This is a genomic window from Vibrio aquimaris, assembly GCF_009363415.1.
Classification (GTDB): domain Bacteria; phylum Pseudomonadota; class Gammaproteobacteria; order Enterobacterales; family Vibrionaceae; genus Vibrio; species Vibrio aquimaris.
Genome location: NZ_CP045350.1, coordinates 873,822 through 892,009 on the forward strand (window position 1 = coordinate 873,822; position 18,188 = coordinate 892,009).

General features: G+C 44.9%; 20 protein-coding genes. 12 read left to right on the forward strand and 8 right to left on the reverse strand.

Features of this window, described 5'->3' with window-relative positions; translation table 11 throughout:
• Position 1: 1 nt before the first annotated feature.
• Positions 2-1,324: an omega-aminotransferase AptA gene (gene aptA / locus FIV01_RS04125; protein WP_152429858.1), complete on the reverse strand. Its 1,323-nt coding sequence runs from the start codon at positions 1,322-1,324 to the stop codon at positions 2-4.
• Between the two features lie 67 nt (positions 1,325-1,391).
• Between aptA and FIV01_RS04130 the strand changes: the two genes are divergently transcribed.
• From FIV01_RS04130 to FIV01_RS04170, 9 genes are all read left to right on the forward strand, one after another.
• Positions 1,392-2,393, forward strand: a complete 1,002-nt coding sequence (locus FIV01_RS04130; protein WP_202408469.1) for a LysR family transcriptional regulator — start codon at positions 1,392-1,394, stop codon at positions 2,391-2,393.
• Positions 2,394-2,404: 11 nt separating this feature from the next.
• The gene (locus tag FIV01_RS04135; protein ID WP_152429859.1) at positions 2,405-3,067 is read left to right on the forward strand and encodes a TetR family transcriptional regulator C-terminal domain-containing protein; all 663 of its coding nucleotides are present in this window, start codon (positions 2,405-2,407) and stop codon (positions 3,065-3,067) included.
• Positions 3,068-3,368: 301 nt separating this feature from the next.
• Positions 3,369-4,514 carry a 7,8-didemethyl-8-hydroxy-5-deazariboflavin synthase CofG gene (gene cofG, locus FIV01_RS04140; protein WP_216649457.1) on the forward strand — a complete coding sequence of 382 codons (1,146 nt, stop codon included), beginning with the start codon at positions 3,369-3,371 and terminating at the stop codon, positions 4,512-4,514.
• 20 nt (positions 4,515-4,534) lie between these two features.
• On the forward strand, positions 4,535-5,773 hold the full coding sequence (cofH, locus tag FIV01_RS04145; RefSeq protein WP_152429860.1) for a 5-amino-6-(D-ribitylamino)uracil--L-tyrosine 4-hydroxyphenyl transferase CofH: 1,239 nt from the start codon (positions 4,535-4,537) through the stop codon (positions 5,771-5,773).
• Positions 5,770-6,729, forward strand: a complete 960-nt coding sequence (gene cofD / locus FIV01_RS04150) for a 2-phospho-L-lactate transferase (protein WP_152429861.1) — start codon at positions 5,770-5,772, stop codon at positions 6,727-6,729. Before cofH ends, cofD begins: the two co-directional genes overlap by 4 nt.
• Positions 6,705-7,352, forward strand: a complete 648-nt coding sequence (gene cofC / locus FIV01_RS04155; RefSeq protein ID WP_152429862.1) for a 2-phospho-L-lactate guanylyltransferase — start codon at positions 6,705-6,707, stop codon at positions 7,350-7,352. Before cofD ends, cofC begins: the two co-directional genes overlap by 25 nt.
• The gene (gene cofE, locus FIV01_RS04160) at positions 7,345-8,157 is read left to right on the forward strand and encodes a coenzyme F420-0:L-glutamate ligase (protein WP_152429863.1); all 813 of its coding nucleotides are present in this window, start codon (positions 7,345-7,347) and stop codon (positions 8,155-8,157) included. Before cofC ends, cofE begins: the two co-directional genes overlap by 8 nt.
• Entirely contained in the window at positions 8,154-8,834 is a 681-nt protein-coding gene (gene npdG, locus FIV01_RS04165; RefSeq protein ID WP_152429864.1) for an NADPH-dependent F420 reductase, read from the forward strand. The genes cofE and npdG overlap by 4 nt, the downstream gene beginning before the upstream one ends.
• A gap of 24 nt (positions 8,835-8,858) precedes the next feature.
• Positions 8,859-9,866 (forward strand): TIGR03842 family LLM class F420-dependent oxidoreductase, encoded by a 1,008-nt coding sequence (locus FIV01_RS04170; protein WP_152429865.1) that lies wholly within the window; start codon positions 8,859-8,861, stop codon positions 9,864-9,866.
• Positions 9,867-9,941: 75 nt separating this feature from the next.
• On the opposite strand, the gene bcp is transcribed toward FIV01_RS04170, so the two are convergent.
• Both bcp and FIV01_RS04180 read right to left on the reverse strand, forming a co-directional pair.
• On the reverse strand, positions 9,942-10,409 hold the full coding sequence (gene bcp / locus FIV01_RS04175) for a thioredoxin-dependent thiol peroxidase (RefSeq protein ID WP_152429866.1): 468 nt from the start codon (positions 10,407-10,409) through the stop codon (positions 9,942-9,944).
• Between the two features lie 13 nt (positions 10,410-10,422).
• Positions 10,423-10,965 (reverse strand): glycine cleavage system transcriptional repressor, encoded by a 543-nt coding sequence (locus tag FIV01_RS04180; protein ID WP_152429867.1) that lies wholly within the window; start codon positions 10,963-10,965, stop codon positions 10,423-10,425.
• A 250-nt stretch (positions 10,966-11,215) separates the two neighbouring features.
• Between FIV01_RS04180 and dapA the strand changes: the two genes are divergently transcribed.
• Both dapA and bamC read left to right on the forward strand, forming a co-directional pair.
• Positions 11,216-12,094: a 4-hydroxy-tetrahydrodipicolinate synthase gene (gene dapA, locus FIV01_RS04185; RefSeq protein WP_152429868.1), complete on the forward strand. Its 879-nt coding sequence runs from the start codon at positions 11,216-11,218 to the stop codon at positions 12,092-12,094.
• A gap of 53 nt (positions 12,095-12,147) precedes the next feature.
• Positions 12,148-13,173: an outer membrane protein assembly factor BamC gene (bamC, locus tag FIV01_RS04190; RefSeq protein ID WP_152429869.1), complete on the forward strand. Its 1,026-nt coding sequence runs from the start codon at positions 12,148-12,150 to the stop codon at positions 13,171-13,173.
• 70 nt (positions 13,174-13,243) lie between these two features.
• On the opposite strand, the gene FIV01_RS04195 is transcribed toward bamC, so the two are convergent.
• Both FIV01_RS04195 and rnt read right to left on the reverse strand, forming a co-directional pair.
• Entirely contained in the window at positions 13,244-14,569 is a 1,326-nt protein-coding gene (locus FIV01_RS04195) for a Na+/H+ antiporter family protein (RefSeq protein ID WP_152429870.1), read from the reverse strand.
• A gap of 26 nt (positions 14,570-14,595) precedes the next feature.
• Positions 14,596-15,255, reverse strand: coding sequence for a ribonuclease T (gene rnt / locus FIV01_RS04200; protein ID WP_114786834.1), 660 nt, complete (start codon positions 15,253-15,255; stop codon positions 14,596-14,598).
• Positions 15,256-15,449: 194 nt separating this feature from the next.
• Between rnt and motY the strand changes: the two genes are divergently transcribed.
• Positions 15,450-16,334, forward strand: coding sequence for a flagellar protein MotY (gene motY / locus FIV01_RS04205; protein ID WP_152429871.1), 885 nt, complete (start codon positions 15,450-15,452; stop codon positions 16,332-16,334).
• 57 nt (positions 16,335-16,391) lie between these two features.
• Here the strand turns inward: motY and gloA are convergent, their stop codons facing one another.
• Genes gloA through FIV01_RS04220 form a run of 3 tightly spaced genes read right to left on the reverse strand, consistent with a single transcriptional unit; the run spans position 16,392 to position 18,188 of the window.
• Positions 16,392-16,808, reverse strand: a complete 417-nt coding sequence (gene gloA, locus FIV01_RS04210) for a lactoylglutathione lyase (RefSeq protein ID WP_152429872.1) — start codon at positions 16,806-16,808, stop codon at positions 16,392-16,394.
• 12 nt (positions 16,809-16,820) lie between these two features.
• On the reverse strand, positions 16,821-17,462 hold the full coding sequence (nth, locus tag FIV01_RS04215) for an endonuclease III (protein ID WP_152429873.1): 642 nt from the start codon (positions 17,460-17,462) through the stop codon (positions 16,821-16,823).
• 33 nt (positions 17,463-17,495) lie between these two features.
• Positions 17,496-18,188, reverse strand: coding sequence for an electron transport complex subunit E (locus FIV01_RS04220; protein WP_152429874.1), 693 nt, complete (start codon positions 18,186-18,188; stop codon positions 17,496-17,498).

Consider the following 18,188-nt stretch of genomic DNA (forward strand, 5'->3'; position numbering starts at 1 on the left):
TTTAAGCTGTTTGCTCTATGGCGTCGCCCATTGCATTGATTAGGCGGTCTATTTCATGTTCTTGAGTGATAAAGGGCAGGCCGAGTTGAATGGTGTCTCCTCCATAGCGCACATAGAAACCCTGTTGCCATAAAGTGGTGGCGATTTCGACGGGGCGAATGGTTGGGTCTCCATCACGTGGCGCTATGGTAAGACCTGCTGCAAAGCCAAAATTACGAATATCTAAGATGTGTTTGGTGCCTTTAAGACTGTGGATAGACTTTTCAAACACAGGAGAAAGCTCGGCAACTTGCGGTATAAGCTGCTCTTTTTCCAATATATCTAAGGTAGCCAGTGCACAAGCGCAGGCGACAGGGTGTCCAGAGTATGTGTAACCGTGAGGTAACTCGATATTGTGTTCAGCCCCTCCAGCATGCATGAAAGTGTCATAAATGCCTTGTTTAGCCAATACGGCTCCGAGAGGAATGGCGCCATTGGTGATTTGCTTAGCAATACAAATCATGTCAGGAGTGACGCCAAAAGTTTGTGCGCCAAAGTAGTCGCCAGTACGGCCGAAGCCTGTGATCACCTCATCGAAGATAAGCAGAATGTCATGTTGATCACAAATCGTTCTCAAGCGCTGTAAGTAGCCTTCGGGGGGCACGATAACGCCAGCCGAGCCAGAAAAAGGCTCAATAATGACAGCAGCAATGTTGGAGGCATCATGTAATGTGATAAGTTCAAGTAACTCGTCTGCCATCTCAGAACCTGTCGGCGCCATACCTCTGGTAAATGCCATGTTAGGCTGTAGGGTGTGGGCGAGGTGGTCTGCTTCCATTGCTTGACCCCACATTTTGCGATTGCCGTTGATGCCTCCCCAACTTACGCCTCCCCAACTCGCGCCATGGTAGCCCTTGATACGGCCGATAATACGAGTTTTAGTGGGCTTTCCTCTCTGGCGCCAGTAAGCGCGGGCAATTTTGGTTGCGGTATCCGAGGCTTCAGAACCTGAGTTAACAAAAAAGACTTTATTGATATCTTCAGGTGCTAAAGCTGCCAAACGTTCGGCCAGCTCAAAGGCTTTAGGGTGGCCATATTGGAAAGCGGGTGCATAGTCGAGTTCGAGGAGCTGCTTCTCTACGGCATTGGCGATTTCTGTTCGATTGTGACCAGCGCCACATGTCCATAAACCGGAAAGGCCATCAAATATTTTGCGTCCTTTATCGTCTATGTAATAAGCGCCTTGGGCGCCAGTGATGATGCGTGGATCGGCTTTGAATCTTCTATTTGCGGTATACGGCATCCAGTAGGCCTGCATCCCGTATTCACTCTGTTGAGTGTCCATATACTGTGACTCTCCCTTATTAATTTTCCATTTTCTTTGTAAAAAACATGGACTTGGCTTTTACTTTATGCACGAGATTTGGTTTGATAAATCACAAATAATCGAACTAAAGATGCGGGTTTATGAAACAATGAAGGCGTTATTGGGACAGTTATCCGATATGGATATTCGCTTGCTGCGAGTGTTTATGGCAGTGGTTGACAGCGGTGGCTTAAGCGCGGCAGAGATGGAGCTTAACATTGGACGCTCTACTATTAGCCGCCATCTTAAAGACTTAGAACAACGTTTGGGGTTAGTACTTTGTCTGCGAGGACGTTCGGGGTTCTCTCTCACCAGTGAAGGGCTTCACATTTATGAATCAGCGCAGCGTTTGGTGCTTTCTATGGATGAGTTTCGCCATGAGGTAAACGGTTTACATCACAGCTTAAAAGGGCACCTTATTATTGCCATGTTTGATACTACGGTGACCAATTCCATGTGTCAGGTGGACAAAGCGATTGCAGACTATGCTTCGAGAGCGCCAGATGTCGCAATCGATATCCATGTCTTGCCTGTTAATGAAATTGAGAAAGGGGTGTTGGAAGGCAAATATCATATTGGAATTATCCCACCTCATCGCCGTTCGGCCAGTCTTGAGTACTTGCCTTTATTTGGTGAGCAGATGTATATGTACTGCGGAAAAGGCCATCCATTGTTTGATGTTCAACGATTAGTCAGTGATGACGAAGTGATGGCGCAGAAATATGCAGGATTAAGTTTTAGTAGCCCAAATATGGAGATTGGGCGAGCTCTTAACTTAGATAAGAGCGCTACGGCAACCAATCAAGAAGGGATCGCGACACTGATTCGATCTGGACAATATATTGGATTTTTACCCGAACATTTTGCCGCCATTATGGTGGTGCAAGATAAAATCATTAGAGTAAATAATCCAAATTTCTCGTATTATTGCCAATTTACTGCGATTCATCGAAAGTCGCCTAAACCGACTCGAATAGTACAAGAGTTTCTCGATTCGCTGATGCGCTCAAAAACCTTGGTTGATGAGGAGCAGCAACAATACACCTAAGGTGAGTGATTATGGCTATTATCTCTTCTCCGTTGTCGGCACCAAAAAGACAAGACACCAAATCTTCGTCTACCCGTTTGGCACTGGAAGCCAAGATACAAAAAGCAGCAGAAAGCGTGTTTGCTGAATTTGGCTTCATGGGTTCAACCATGGAGCGAATTGCCCAGCAAAGCGGTATTTCTAAGCAGAATTTGCTGTATTATTTTTCATCCAAAGAGGTTCTGTATAGAAAAGTTTTACAGAATATTGTCGATCTTTGGTTAGAAAGGATGGTATTTGCCGAGCAGAAAAATGCTACGCCAGAGCAGCTGATAGAGGCATACATTCGAGGTAAGTTACAGCTTTCGCATGACAAGCCAGATGCCTCCAAAGTCTTTGCTCAGGAAATCATAGCTGGCGCTCCTATGCTGCGTGATTACCTGAGAACCCATCTAAAGCCACTTTTTGATAGTAATATCCATTTGGTACAAAGCTGGATGGATCATGGTCAGCTGACCAATATTGAACCCGAGCACCTGTTCATTTCAATATGGGCGATGACGCAAACTTATGCTGATTTTGCTACCCAAATAGAGTTGGTGCTTGATAAGAAAAAACTCGAACAGCCTGATTTTGATCGGGCAGCTAAATTTCTCACCCATATGGTTTTACATGGTGTTTTAGCGCATAAATAAAGCCTTTTAGTATTAAGGGGCTAATGCCCCTTTCTGAGCCGTCGCTTATCCAAGAAAACCATGCCTTATTAACTCTTCTAACAAAATAGTATAAATTTAAATGTCACTAAGTTGTTGTAAATAAAAGATTTTTATCAACAGTGCCTTTATTTAGACTGCGCTTACATAACAAGAATTCTTCCATCTATTTTTTTTGCCATTTGGTAAAAAGAGTGTTAGTTCTACCTGCGAATAAGAAATGTGCAGTTTTTTTAGGGTCTTATCTAGGCATCATTTTAGGGCTAGGTGAGAGGACTCATCTATGGAGAAAAATATGCTGAGCAAGGATAAAGCGCTGCAGTTAGGTAATGCCACAAGTGAGCAGCTAGGTAGCCTCTGTCAACAAGCGAGCGATCTGCGTGACAGACACTGGGGGAAAAAGGTGTCCTACTCGCGTAAGGTATTTATTCCATTAACCAATATGTGCCGTGATACTTGCAGCTATTGCACTTTTGTTAAAACACCCGAATCTGGTCAAGCTGAGTTAATGACGCCCGAGCAGGTTCTCACTACGGCGCTTCAAGGCCAGAGAATGGGATGCAAGGAAGCGTTATTTAGTTTAGGTGAGCAGCCTGAAAAGCGGCATAAATTGGCTAGACATCTTCTTGCTGAGCAAGGGCATAAGACGACAGTTGGTTATCTTAAAGCAATGTCTGAACTTGTGTTGCAGAAAAGTTTGCTTGTCCCTCACATCAATGCTGGGGCACTTTCTTATCAGGAGTTAGAAACACTCAAACCTGTCGCTGGCTCCATGGGAATGATGTTAGAGAGTTTAAGCCCAGCCTTAACTAAAAAAGGCGGGGCGCACTATGGCTGTCCAGATAAAACGCCTCAACGTCGTATTGATACCTTAGAGGCGGCTGGCGAACTTGCTATTCCTTTTACCACGGGGTTGCTGATTGGGATTGGTGAATCATGGCAAGACAGAATCGAAAGCTTGTGTGAGATTGAGCGTTTGCATGCCAAGTATGGTCATATCCAAGAGGTTATTATTCAGAATTTTCGTGCCAAAGCCGGAACGGCAATGGCGGATGCGCCAGAACCTTCGAAAGTTGATATGCTGCGCACTTTGGCTGCGGCTCGTTTGATCCTATCTCCCTCAATCAGTTTGCAGGCACCGCCTAACCTAGAGCAGGACTACCAAGACTATTTGCGCGCAGGCATTAATGACTGGGGCGGAATTTCGCCACTGACCAAAGACTTTATCAATCCCGAACGCGCTTGGCCGCAGATAGAGCGTTTGGCACAGCACTGCCAATCGGCAGGCTATGAACTAATAGAGCGTTTAACCGTTTACCCAGAGCATCAGTCAACTATCGAAACAATGACTGATAGTTTGGTCCACTCAAGAATCCGTTCACAGGCGTCAGTTGATGGCTTTGCCATGATACAAAGCCACACCCATTAAGTTGTAAAGCTAAGGAGAAGATGATGTTGTCACGGAGCGACCAGCCTACAGCTACTCATACACCATTTAGCCAGTTGAATCCCGAGATTAGAGATACTCTTAGACGAGCATTGGATGGCAAGGAAATATCACCAAAACAAGCAATAAGCCTCTTCAATGCAGAGGGGCGTGATCAACAGGCATTGCTTGATGTGGCTGATCAGGTTCGTCAAAATTTGTGTGGTGATAGAGGCAGTTTTATCATCACCCGAAACATCAATTTTACCAATGTGTGTTACATGGGATGCAAGTTTTGCAACTTTGCCAAGCCAATAAAACACAAAGAAGCGGAGCTTCTTTCTTTAGATGAGATAGCAGAGCGCGCGCAGCAGGCTTGGGATCGCGGTGCGACTGAGGTGTGTATTCAAGGCGGGTTGCATCCACAGATAGGTGCTGATTTTTATCGCAATATTGTTTTGGCTATCAAATCACGCCTACCCAAGATGCATATCCATGCCTTTTCCCCGTTTGAGATTTGGTATGGCGCGCGTCGTGCCAAAATGGGCTACAAAGAGTTTTTGCACGATCTCAAATTATGCGGTCTGGATACCATGCCAGGTACAGCGGCTGAGATTTTGGATGTCGAGATTCGCCAGCAATTAACTAAAGACAAGCTCAGTACTCAAGACTGGGTCGCCATTATTAAAGCGGCGCATGAAGTAGGTATTAAGACCACATCAACCATAATGTATGGTCATATCGACCAGCCTTACCATTGGGCAAATCACCTTGAATTACTGCGTAATACCCAAAAAGAAACGGGTGGTTTTACCGAGTTTGTCCCCCTTGGATTTGTGCACTATAAAACCAAGCTCTACAACGAGAACCCAGGAAAAGTAAGGCCCGGCCCGACACGCAGTGAGCACTTTAAAATGCATGCTGTAGCGCGACTTATGCTGCAAGGTCATATCAATAATATTCAGGCTTCTTGGGTCAAGATGGGTTCTGATGTCGCAATACAAATGTTGCGCTCTGGAGCCAATGATCTTGGCGGTACCCTGATGAATGAGAGCATATCTCGAGCAGCAGGCGGTGAACATGGCCAAGAAATTCAACCACAAGACATGGTGAGCTTTATCCATCAAGCGGGGTTAGATGCTTTTCAGCGCTCTACCTCCTATCAGGTGTTAGAGGAATACCCGTTGCAAGCGCAGTGCAAGAAAAAAAGTCAGTTGGTTTTGCCCTCTCAAGAGATTGCCCGTTTTGAGGCCGTATTATGACAAGTCTTAATATCACGCTACTTGCGGGCGGTGTTGGCGGGGCGAAAGCGGCGGAAGGTTTGGCTAAAAGTACTTATGCCGATGGCCTAAAGATTATTGGTAATATCGGCGATGACCAAGCTTTTCATGGTTTGTGGGTCTCACCGGATATCGACACCCTTATCTACACTTTGGCAGAGCGGATAGATCGCAATCAAGGTTGGGGACTCGCGGGTGATCAGCAAAATGTCTTAAATGGTCTCAAACAACTCGGTGTCGATACATGGATGCAATTAGGAGACATGGATTTTGCGACACATATCTTTCGTACAGAGCAGCGCCACCAAGGTATTCGCGCACAAAAGATTACCGAGCAAATTGCCGCTGCAAATGGCGTAAATGTGCCGATATTACTGCCTACTGATGATGTAGTACAAACCAAGCTGAAATCAAATGGGCAATGGCTGAGTTTTCAGGACTATTTTGTTCGTCTTCGATGCCAAGCAAATGTGGAAGAGATTTGTTATTTCGATTACGAGAAGGCGTCAGCAACACCTGAATCTCTTGCCGCTATAGACAGTGCTAATTTGGTATTGATTGCCCCGAGTAATCCGCTTCTTAGCATTGGCGCTATTTTGTCGGTTGGGGATATTCGTCGTCAATTACAAGCACTTTCAAAGCCTATTGTTGCCATCTCTCCGCTCATTGGCAACCAAGCGATTAAAGGACCAGCAGTCAAGCTAATGCAATCACTCAGTTACCGCCCAAATGTTGTCGGAGTAGCGACTTATTATCGTGAGCTGGTCGATGTATTAGTTATTGACTCAACCGATGCACATCACGCGCCGGAAATTGAAGCAATGGGGATTCAGGTCATCACCCAGAATATATGGATGCGTGATGAAGCCGAGAAGGTTGATGTCATGACCAGTATTGTTGATGAAGTACTGAAGTGGCAGTTGGAAAGGGCAAGTTGATGTTAGATAAGCTCAATATTGTGATTCCAATGAAGGCGCCAAGCCGAGCTAAGCAGCGACTTATGGGCGTACTTAATATCTCCCAGCGCGAGGCTCTTGCCCTAAGCCTTTATCGTCAAACACTGCGGTTTTTTGCCCAGCACTACCCACAGGTCAACTGCCTTGTGGTGACAAACTCCCTTAAGATTGCCGATATTGCATCAAGTTTTGGTGCCTCTCCCCTAATCGAAAGACAAGCAAAAGGCTTAAATGCGGCCGTTGAACTAGCAACTCATTGGAGCCTTAAATTGGGGTATCAATTTCAAATGGTTGTGCCTGCTGATATCGCCAAGCTTAATTGCTGTGAGATAGATGCTTTGTTTCAAGCTGTGCAAGCGGGCAATCAGGTAGTGATAGCAAGAGCTAAGGACTTAGGGACCAATGCGCTTATCACCACACCACCCAATGCAATTGAGTTTCAATATGGTAGTCAGTCTGCGCTTGCTCATGTTCAACAAGCGCACATCAATGGGCTCAAGGTTGAGGTATTAGACCTTCGGGATTTGAGCCAAGATATCGATTTACCAAAGGATTTGATCAAAGCCTTTCCCGATTATCCAAATAAGGAATATTGCTATGAATAACTGCGCAATGACAAAACCTAGGGTTGTGCCAGAGGTCAATTCTATGCAGATGTTTCGTGTGTCTGGTCTGCCAGATTTCAAGCCTGATATGGATTTAGCTCAGCATGTGATTCGGGCATTAACTGCAGAGGGTCAATCACTGCAGCATGGCGATATCTTAGTCGTGGCGCATAAAGTGGTGTCGAAAACTGAAGGTGCTGTGGTGGATATTGAGAAGGTATCTGCGAGCACTCAAGCCATCGAACTTGCTCAGCAAGTCAACAAAGACCCTCGTAAAGTTCAAGTCATACTCGACCAATCAACTCGCATTGTGCGCAGTATTAAACGTGCAGAGCAAAATGAGGGCCTTTTAATCGCCGAGCACAAACTTGGCTTTATTTGTGCCAATGCAGCGGTTGATGAGTCCAATGCGGATTTCGAAGGTCAGTTGATCACGCTACCAGAAAATCCTGACCGCAGCGCCATGCAATTGTGCGAGCGTTTGGAAGCGCATTTTGACTGTCAATTAGGTGTGGTTGTGAGCGATACCTTTGGCAGACCTTGGCGACTTGGTCAAACCAATGTGGCGATTGGATTAGCGCGCGTACCTGCCATCCAAGAAATGTGTGGTAATGAAGATGCATGGGGACGAGAGCTAAAAGTGACCGCCCCTGCTTTTGCCGATGAACTAGCAGGCGCATCTGGGCTTTTAATGGGCAAAAGTGATAAATGCCCAGTGATTATTTTTCGTGGATTGAACTGGCAAGCATGCAACAGCTCAGCCAAGCAAATCCTAAGACCGATCAAGGAGGATTTATTCCGATGAATGAAGATAACAAGATAGCAATTTTGGGTGGTACAGGCCCGCAAGGAAAAGGATTGGCTAAGCGTTTTGCTCTGGCTGGTGTGCCGGTTGTTATTGGTTCGCGTGACAGCGTTCGCGCCGCTGAGGTTGCTGCTGAATTGAACTCAGTATTACCGCAAGGAAGTGCAAATATAGAGGGAATGGAAAATTTAGAAGCGACAAAAATGGCTAACGAGATGGTTATTTTGTCTGTGCCTTATTCAGCACATGATGCGACCCTGGCTGATATAAAGCCGTTACTGAGCGGCAAAATATTAGTCGATATTGTCGTGCCACTTGCGCCTAAAAATCCAAAAGCTGTAGTAATGCCACCAGAAGGTTCGGCAACAGAAGCGGCTCAGGCACTATTGGGCGATGAGGTTTCAGTAGTCGGTGCTTTGCATAATGTATCTGCGGTGACGCTAAATAATACCGATCAGCCGATCAACTGTGACGTTCTCGTCTGTGGTAATCAGCTTGAGGCCAAAAAAGCAGTTATGGCGCTTATCGAAAAGTTAGGGGTTAAAGCCTACAACGCGGGCCTTGCGGAAAGTGCTCGCTGTATCGAGGCGCTAACTCCAATCCTAATCAGGCTAAATATCTCAAAAGACGTGCCTTTTACCCATGCTGGCGTCACCATTGCGCCGCCTGTTCACTAACCTTATTGCGAAAGGAAATAAGAGATGGAATTTGGAATTACCTTTAAAGGCTTTGTAAGCCCAAATCGTGCACGAAACTTAGTACGTCAGGCGGAAGAAGCGGGTTTTAGCTACTGCTGGTTCTATGATTCACACATATTATGGCGTGAGTCTTTTGTGGCGATGGCGATGTGTATGGAGCACACTAAAACCATGCGCTTTGGCCCATGTGTGACGAACCCTAATATTCGAGATTGGTCGCTTGCGGCAAGTTTATACGCAAGCTTGGCATTGCAAAGTGAAGGGCGTTTTGACCTTGGTGTTGGACGGGGCGACTCATCGATGCGCGTTATGGGCAAAAAGCCTGCGCCTTTGGCTCGCTTGGCTGAGTTTACTCATAAAGTTAAAGCCATGGTCAAAGGTGAAGAACCCGTGAATTACGATGACTGCGCGTCAGAGGTGAAATTCCCATGGGCGGTTGGTTATGACCTTCCTGTGTGGATTGCTGCTTATGGGCCCAAAGCCCTTGCGACAGCGGGCGAACACGGCGATGGTTTGATTCTTCAGCTTGCTGAGCCAAGTTTGGTGAAATGGTTTACTGACCAAACATTAGAAGCAGGAAAAAATGCTGGCAAGGATATGAGTAATTTCAAAGTGCAGGCAGCGGCTCCGGCTTACTTTGGTGACAAGCAAGAGTGTTTAGATAAAACTCGTTGGTTCCCAGCCATGGTAGGTAACCATGTTGCTGATATTGTTGAAAAGTATGGAAGTGACTCAGGTCTGGTTCCCAAGAGCCTGACTGACTATATCGAGAAGCGCAAAGGTTATGATTACTCTAAGCATGGTCAAAGCGATAACCCTTATCTAGAGTTTATTTCTGATGATATCATCGAAAGCTTCTCTGTTCTGGGCAGTCCGGATGACCATATCGCTAAAATCAAGCAGCTTGAAGAAGTCGGTGTCACTCAGTTTAATATCTACTTAGATAACGGTGACGAAGAGAACATCATTGCCCAATATGGCCAACATATTATTCCAGAATTTAGTCAGTGATTACTGGACTTTTAGGCCTTTATTTATGATGCAAAACAGCCAGTGATAGTGACTGGCTGTTCTATTAGGTGGGTATTACTTGCTGTTTAGATAGTCTAGAACTACCTCATGGTGATCTTTGGTTTTAAACTTGTTAAATACATGCTCAATCACACCTTCTTCGTTAATGAGGAAGCTGATGCGATGCAGGCCATCAAATGTTTTACCCATGAATTTCTTTTCACCCCACACACCGAATTGTTCAGCGACTGCGTGATCTTCATCAGAAAGCAAAGTGAAGTTGAGATTATCACGTTCAATAAATTTACCCAGACGTTTAACAGGATCGATACTCACACCCAATACAACGATATTGTGTTTGTCTAATTCTGCTTTTACATCGCGCAGGCCTTGTGCTTGAACTGTACACCCAGGCGTCATGGCTTTGGGGTAGAAATAAAACAGTACTTTTTTACCCGTGAAATCACCGAGTGAAACCGTATTATCATTTTGATCTTGAAGCGAAAAAGCTGGGGCCTTAGCCCCCGCGGTTAGCGTGTTCATTGGTTGTCCTTTTTTATTGACTGTTTTTGATAAAATTGAGTGAGCCTTGTACTTTAAGGTTGGTGCATAAATCGTCAAATTCTTCGTTAAGTTGCATCAGATTAAAGTGGGCATCAACCTTAGCGGTAATCGCAATATGAAATTGCTTTTTTGCCGACAGAGTTTTGTCTTTGTGGATTGTTTGTGCACTCAGCGATGAAAGACCTATACTCTTGTCTGCAAAAAATTGAGTAAACTTTTCGGTGATACCTGATTGGTCTTCTGACTCTATGAATACCTCAACGTGATAGGAATCATCAGTTTGTTCATGCTCAGATGTACGTTTCATCATGGTAATTAGATCAAGTTCTTGAGCTAGCAACGGCAGTCTTGTTTCGACACGAGTAATATTGGCATTTGTACCTGAAAGTAACATGATTAGGGTGAACTCATTACCAAAAAGAGCAATTCGGCTATCAATAATGTTACAGCCAGATTTTGTCACCAGTTGTACAATATGGTTACAGACTCCTGGTCGGTCTGCTCCTACCGCTGTTATCACCAAATGTTGAGTCATAGTATCACTATCGAATCATAGTTATGGGTGTTAACCAAACAGCTTAGCATAGTTAGTCTGGGGTCAATAGACCTAGGTAAAAAGTACGATTTATGACCTTGTCATGACACCTATTGCGGGCTTAATTTGGCAAAGTTCTAACATCTGGTAAATATTCATTCAAATAGGTGATTTAAGCGGCTTTAATCGCTTGTGTTTGTTAATCGCCTTACAGTAACATGCAATCAGTATCTATATTAGGGAGAAAGACATGTTTTCGGGAAGCATTGTAGCGCTAATTACCCCCTTTACCCATGATGGCGAAGTTGACTACGTTAGCCTGAAGAAATTGGTCGATTTTCACGTTCAAGCAGGCTCAACTGGCATAGTTGCTGTCGGTACAACAGGAGAATCGGCAACGTTAACCGTTGAAGAGCATGTCAAAGTTGTGGCTAAGACAGTAGAGTTCGCTGATGGGCGCATTCCAGTTATTGCCGGAACAGGTGCGAATGCGACGCATGAGTCAGTTACTTTCAGCAGACTACTCAACAATTCTGGTATTTCAGGTTGCTTAAGTGTCACACCATATTATAACAAGCCAACTCAAGAAGGTTTGTATCAGCACTATAAAGCCATCGCTGAAGAAAGTGATGTTCCGCAAATTCTCTATAACGTACCTGGCCGAACTGCGGTTGACTTGCTGCCTGAAACGGTTGCCCGCCTTTCAGAGATTGAAAATATTGTCGCTCTTAAAGATGCAACGGGTGATTTAAGTCGAATTGAAATTCATCGTGAACTTTGTGGCAAAGATTTTATCTTACTTAGTGGCGATGACTCGACAGGCCTAGAGTTTGTTAAACAAGGTGGACAGGGGGTTATCTCTGTAACTAATAATATTGCTGCAGCTGATATGGCAAGCATGATGAAACTTGCCCTTGCAGGCAACTTCGATGAAGCTGAAGCGATCAATCAGCGCCTAATGACACTGCATAAAAATTTGTTTATTGAGTCGAGCCCGATCCCTGTCAAATGGGCAGCGCATAAAATGGGCTTGATAGAGTGCGGTGACTTACGATTACCGTTAACCGAGTTATCGGAGTCTGCTCGTCCCATTGTGACACAAGCGATGGCAGACGCCCGTATCGACTAAATTTACTATGAATTGCCGAAGGTGACTTCGGCATTTACTTATCAGGAGTTTCAATGAAATTGTCTCATCAGCTAGTCGTGAGTTCGCTAGCTGTTTTTGTTTTGAGCGCATGCTCTGGTGGACCTACTCAGCGTCGCCAAGCCAAAGATGACTTTGAGTATCTCGATGCTAAGCCACTAACAGAGTGGAAAGATGTTGCAGGGGCTGAAACTCAAGTTTATCCCAACTACCAAATCCCATCTGGAAACTTTTCTGGAGGAGTTGGGAAAGATGTCGATATTCGTCCTCCTCAGCAAGTGCTTGAGCTTATCCCTGGTGCTCGTGCTGAACGTCATGGTGGAGAGGTAGTACTATGGTTGCTGAAGAAAGATGAACTAGATAAGGTTTGGCAAACCGTACAAACCATGCTTGCAGAACGCAAGGTTTCTATTCGTGAGGAAACTGATGATCGTATCGAAACTGACTGGGTGACTTGGGTTTCAGAAGACGAAGATGGGGAGATCGGTTCCCGTTACGAAATCACCAAAGTGGAAGCAAACAGCCGTTACGGCTTTAAAATTTCCTTAATTGATTGGCGTGAAGCTGGGAAAACAAAGCCTGTTTCTTCGACCAACAAAGAACGCTACAACGTATTAATGACCAACTTAGTGACGGCTCGTTATGATCTAGAAGCTCGTCAAGAAGCTGCTCGTCGAGCAGAACAACTGGTTAAGAATATCCCAATTACTATGGGTACGGATCGCAGTGGCTTCCCTGTGATTATTGCACGTTCTCCATATAATACACTCTGGTCTCGCTTACCTAAGCTATTGCCAGAAATGGGTTTTACCATTGAAGATCGTAACCAGTCACAAGGAACCGTTAAGGCAAAATACGCAGAGCCTAACGATGAATTCTGGGCTAAGGTTGGTATCAAGCCGATCAATTTGCCATCGGGTAAATATACTTTCCTATTTGGTGACTTAGGTAACCGTACTTCAATTAATGTGACTGACTCGTCTGGAAAACCAGTCGAAGAGAAGTTATTAAAAGATATGGTGCCTGTATTATCAGCCGTTGCTGATAAGCACACTGACTAGCGAGTTTGGATACTTGAAAAGAAAAAAGCTGACTTTTTATAGTCAGCTTTTTTAATGCGAGATAACCAGATTACAGAACCATGGCGGCTACCCAGCCAAATAGAATTAAAGGGATGTTGTAGTGGATAAAGGTTGGTACCACAGTTTCCCATATGTGTTCATGTTGACCATCAGCGTTGAGACCTGAAGTTGGGCCTAAAGTCGAATCAGAGGCGGGTGAACCTGCATCTCCTAATGCGGCTGCAGTACCCACTAGGGCGATAGTTGCCATGGGTGAGAAGCCAAACGCGGCAGCCAGAGGAACATAAATGGTTGCAATGATAGGAATGGTTGAAAAAGATGAGCCTATACCCATGGTGACAAGTAGGCCAACAACCAGCATCAGAAGCGCAGCCAGAGGTTTGTTATTACCAATGCTTGTTGAAAGCGCTTCAACTAGAGACTCAACACCACCTGTTTGCTTCATTACCGCAGCAAAACCTGCTGCTGCAATCATGATAAAGCCTATCATAGCCATCATGTGTACCCCTTTGGTGAACACATCATGGGTTTCTTTCCAAGCGATGACGCCACCAAAGGTAAAGACCATAAACCCAGCTAAAGCACCAATGATCATTGACCCAGTAGTTAGCTGAACTGACAGGGCTGCTAAAATACCCACTGCTGCAATCATAATATTTTTCTTGTTGATTGACGCGGTATTTTCTTCTACGTGAGTGAGTTCAGTTTCTTGGTATTGGCGAGGGCGACGGTAACTAAAGAAAATCGCAACTAAAAGACCAAAAATCATACCAGCCGCAGGCAGTAACATAGCGACAGGGACCTGACTTGCAGTCACGGATTCTAGACCGTTATCATGAAGGTTTTTGAGCAAAATGTTGTTTAGAAAGATCCCACCAAATCCTACCGGAAGTACCATATAAGGTGTGACCAAACCAAATGTTAGAACACAGGCGATCATTCGACGGTCCAGGTTGAGCTTGGCAAATACCCCAAGTAACGGCGGGATAAGAATTGGAATAAATGCAATATGTACGGGAATGACATTTTGTGATGACATAGTGACTAGCACTAATGCAACTATTACCGCATATTTTAGCCCCGTAGATGCGGCGCCGTTCTCTTTGCCATGGATACGCTTGATGACGCTATTGGCTAACAAATCGGTGATACCGGATTTGGAAATAGCCACGGCAAAGGTACCTAACATAGCGTAGCTCAGTGCTATAGTTGCCCCTCCACCTAGCCCGCTTTCAAAGGCTGCGACTGTGTCATTTAATCCCATGCCTGCGACTAGTCCACCTATGATGGCACTGAATGTCAGGGCGACCACGACATTCACGCGCATCAGTGCTAGCAGCAGCATGATACATACAGAAATTACTACAGGATTCATAGTTTACTCATCAGTTGTGTTTACTTTTATTTATTATTTTCAGCATCTAGGTCAACAATAGGCCAGCCGCCTAGCGCTTTCCATTTGTTAACGATGCCGCAAAATAGCTCTGCTGTTTTTTGTGTATCGTATAGTGCAGAGTGGGCTTCTCGGTTGTCAAAATCCATCCCGGCGACTTTACATGCTCTCGCTAATACGGTCTGACCATAGGCAAGTCCGCTCAGCGTTGCGGTATCGAAAGTGGCAAAGGGATGAAAAGGGACACGTTTAAGCTTGCTACGCTCACTGGCCGCCATCACAAAGTTATGATCAAAAGTGGCGTTATGGGCGACAATGATAGCACGGCTGCAGTCAGCTGCTTTTTGTTCCTTGCGTACAAGCTTATAAATTTCTTTGAGTGCTTCAGACTCTGTCACCGCACCTCGCAGAGGGCTATATGGGTCGTGAATGCCATTAAAGTCGAGCGCTTCTTTTTCTATATTTGCCCCTTCAAATGGCTCAACGTGGAAATGCATGGTTGAAGCTGGTTTTAGATCACCATTAGAATCCATGGCTAGAGTGACAGCGCAGATCTCCAAAAGAGCATCAGTCTTGGCATTGAATCCTGCTGTTTCGACATCTATTACCACGGGGAAATATCCGCGAAAGCGTTTTTTAAGCGTTAAAGCTTCGTTCTCTGCACTCATGTTGGCCTAATATTATGTGACAAAGCCTGCATTATTGCAGATTCTTGGGATAAGAAAAACCTCATAATCACTTATGAGCAAGTCCGATTCTATTAAATATGGCAGCGTGTGTTCTGGCGAGGATTTTGCATTGTTTCTGCTGTAGTAGTACTGACGGCAACAATAAGCCGCATTTTTAAGAGAGTCTACAAACGATGAAGAAACGGTTAGCCACTCATTTAGCAACCATGGTTATTACCTCTATTGCCACTCCTATTATGGCAATGGATGTGCATTATGGTGCTAAGCCAGAGCAGTCAAAGTGGCAAATGATTACCAATACTCCTCTGGAGTGTCGTATGGTGCATCCAATACCTAATTATGGAGATGCGGTTTTTTCTTCTCATGCGAGTAAGAAAATTAACCTCGACTTCGAGCTTAAAATGAAACGTCCGATGGGCAAAACAAGAGACGTTTATTTGGTGTCTCAACCCCCTGCTTGGCGGCCGGGTGATAAGGGAGAACGTATTACTAACATTCAGTTTTTCCAACAGTTTGATGGGTATGTTGGTGGACAGACCGCTTGGACCTTGCTGACGGAATTAGAAAAAGGGCGTTATCCGACTTTCAGCTATCAAGAATGGCAGAGTCGAGATCAGCGTATTGAGGTCGCCTTGTCTTCGGTTTTATTTCAAAACTCATACAATGTGTTTAGCGATTGCATTGCTAACCTATTGCCTTACAGCTTTGAAGATATAGCCTTTACTATTTTGCATTATGACCGTTCAAGAGTAGAGCTCAGCAAAGCTTCACAAAAACGCTTGGCCCAGATAGCTGAATACATAAAACACAATCAGGATATAGATTTGGTCTTGGTATCTACTTATACAGGTAATGAAGATCCTAAGAGTATGAGCCAAAATTTATCTGAGCAGCGAGCAGAGGTACTGCAAACGTATTTTCAGTCTTTAGGCCTGCCTGAAGATAGGATTCAAGTGCAGGGGTACGGTCGACGTCGGCCTGTAGCCGATAATAACTCACCGCTAGGAAAAGATAAAAACCGCAGAGTGGTGATATCTTTGGGTAGGACTCAGGTCTAGTCGTGACTCTCTAGAGGAGGAAAAGGCAGAGATGGCTGCCTTTTTCAATTGTGCTAGTTATCCAGCCAAGCCAGCAGAGGCTTGTTTGTTTTGGATAAGTTCCAACATGTACCCGTCAGGATCTTTGACAAAGGCAATATGTGTTGAGCCACCTTTCACAGGTCCCGGCTCACGAGTGACATTGCCTCCAGCAGCTTTGATAGCATCGCAAGTGGTATAGATATCATCAACACCAATAGCAATGTGACCAAACGCTGTACCAAGGTCATACTCAGTTTTTCCCCAGTTGTATGTCAGTTCTATCACGGCACCTTCTGACTCATCACCAAAACCTAGGAATGCTAGCGTGTACTCGTATTGCTTGTTTTCGTTGGTGCGCAGGAGTCTCATTCCCATGACTTTAGTATAAAACTCGATTGATTTATCTAAGTCACCAACGCGCAGCATGGTATGTAAAATACGTCCATTTGACATTGCTATTTTCTCCTAATTCTCAGGGTAAACCTTATCTTTAAACTCACACAAGTCTTCTATAATGCAGCTCCCACAGCGGGGTTTTCTGGCCACGCATGTGTATCTGCCATGAAGAATTAACCAGTGGTGTACGTCGAGTTTGAATTCTTTAGGTACAACTTTAAGTAGCTTTTCTTCTACTTGGTCAACGTTTTTCCCCATGGCAAACTTGGTGCGGTTTGAGACGCGAAAAATATGAGTATCGACAGCGATGGTTGGCCAACCAAAGGCTGTGTTCAATACAACATTCGCAGTCTTGCGTCCGACACCGGGCAGAGCTTCAAGAGCAGCGCGATCTTCGGGGACTTGTCCATCGTGCTTATCAAGCAGGATACGGCATGTCTTAATCACGTTTTCAGCTTTTGAATTAAACAAACCTATGGTTTTGATGTATTCCTTTACGCCGTCAACGCCTAAGTCAAAAAGACCTTGCGGAGTATTGGCGACTGGGTACAGTTTATCGGTTGCCTTATTAACACTCACATCCGTCGCTTGGGCTGAGAGAAGTACCGCGATGAGAAGCTCAAATGGTGTACTCCAATTTAATTCAGTCTGCGGATTAGGGTTGTTTTCCCGTAAGCGCTCCAGTATTTGTACTCGTTTTTCGTTGTTCATTTTTGTGCTGTTTTCCAGTGTCTCAACCAGATCTTACTGGTTGGTAACGCGAGCTCGTTCGATGGTTGGTTTTTGTACTTTTGGCTGACGAGCTTTTTGTTGTGCATCGATGACGTTTTTTAAGGCGATAAGTAATCCCACCCCAATAAAGGCGCCGGGTGGCAGTAGGGCAAGTAAGAAACTGCTTTCAAAATGAAATATCTCAATTTTTAGTGCGGTCGCCCAGCTGCCAAGTAGCAAGTCTGCGCCATCGAATAATGTCCCGTTGCCGATTATCTCGCGCATGGCGCCTAATACAACCAGAACGCTAGTCATGCCTAGCCCCATCCAAAAACCATCTTGAGCAGCAGGAAGGACATCATTTTTCGACGCGAAAGCTTCAGCACGGCCAATGATAATGCAGTTGGTCACAATCAAAGGAATGAAAATGCCAAGAGAGAGGTAGAGTCCATAAGCGTAGGCATTCATCAGTAACTGCACGCAAGTCACTAGCGCGGCAATAATCATAACAAAGATAGGAATACGGACTTCATTTGGCACGTGAGAGCGCACCAAAGAGACAATCACATTTGAGCCAACTAATACCAGCAAGGTGGCAATGCCAAGGCCAAGTGCATTAGTCACGGTCGAGGATACCGCAAGTAGAGGACATAGGCCAAGCAACTGAACCAATGCTGGGTTGTTATCCCACATACCATTTTTGATTAATGTTTTATGATCGCTCAT

What these genes read in the sequence shown, in the direction of transcription:
- aptA (WP_152429858.1), bottom strand. Translation starts at nt 1,324, where the DNA reads ATGGACACTCAACAGAGTGAATACGGGATGCAGGCCTACTGGATGCCG.
- FIV01_RS04130 (WP_202408469.1), top strand. Translation starts at nt 1,392, where the DNA reads ATGCACGAGATTTGGTTTGATAAATCACAAATAATCGAACTAAAGATG.
- FIV01_RS04135 (WP_152429859.1), top strand. Translation starts at nt 2,405, where the DNA reads ATGGCTATTATCTCTTCTCCGTTGTCGGCACCAAAAAGACAAGACACC.
- cofG (WP_216649457.1), top strand. Translation starts at nt 3,369, where the DNA reads ATGGAGAAAAATATGCTGAGCAAGGATAAAGCGCTGCAGTTAGGTAAT.
- cofH (WP_152429860.1), top strand. Translation starts at nt 4,535, where the DNA reads ATGATGTTGTCACGGAGCGACCAGCCTACAGCTACTCATACACCATTT.
- cofD (WP_152429861.1), top strand. Translation starts at nt 5,770, where the DNA reads ATGACAAGTCTTAATATCACGCTACTTGCGGGCGGTGTTGGCGGGGCG.
- cofE (WP_152429863.1), top strand. Translation starts at nt 7,345, where the DNA reads ATGAATAACTGCGCAATGACAAAACCTAGGGTTGTGCCAGAGGTCAAT.
- npdG (WP_152429864.1), top strand. Translation starts at nt 8,154, where the DNA reads ATGAATGAAGATAACAAGATAGCAATTTTGGGTGGTACAGGCCCGCAA.
- FIV01_RS04170 (WP_152429865.1), top strand. Translation starts at nt 8,859, where the DNA reads ATGGAATTTGGAATTACCTTTAAAGGCTTTGTAAGCCCAAATCGTGCA.
- bcp (WP_152429866.1), bottom strand. Translation starts at nt 10,409, where the DNA reads ATGAACACGCTAACCGCGGGGGCTAAGGCCCCAGCTTTTTCGCTTCAA.
- FIV01_RS04180 (WP_152429867.1), bottom strand. Translation starts at nt 10,965, where the DNA reads ATGACTCAACATTTGGTGATAACAGCGGTAGGAGCAGACCGACCAGGA.
- dapA (WP_152429868.1), top strand. Translation starts at nt 11,216, where the DNA reads ATGTTTTCGGGAAGCATTGTAGCGCTAATTACCCCCTTTACCCATGAT.
- bamC (WP_152429869.1), top strand. Translation starts at nt 12,148, where the DNA reads ATGAAATTGTCTCATCAGCTAGTCGTGAGTTCGCTAGCTGTTTTTGTT.
- FIV01_RS04195 (WP_152429870.1), bottom strand. Translation starts at nt 14,569, where the DNA reads ATGAATCCTGTAGTAATTTCTGTATGTATCATGCTGCTGCTAGCACTG.
- rnt (WP_114786834.1), bottom strand. Translation starts at nt 15,255, where the DNA reads ATGAGTGCAGAGAACGAAGCTTTAACGCTTAAAAAACGCTTTCGCGGA.
- motY (WP_152429871.1), top strand. Translation starts at nt 15,450, where the DNA reads ATGAAGAAACGGTTAGCCACTCATTTAGCAACCATGGTTATTACCTCT.
- gloA (WP_152429872.1), bottom strand. Translation starts at nt 16,808, where the DNA reads ATGTCAAATGGACGTATTTTACATACCATGCTGCGCGTTGGTGACTTA.
- nth (WP_152429873.1), bottom strand. Translation starts at nt 17,462, where the DNA reads ATGAACAACGAAAAACGAGTACAAATACTGGAGCGCTTACGGGAAAAC.
- FIV01_RS04220 (WP_152429874.1), bottom strand. Translation starts at nt 18,188, where the DNA reads ATGAGCGATCATAAAACATTAATCAAAAATGGTATGTGGGATAACAAC.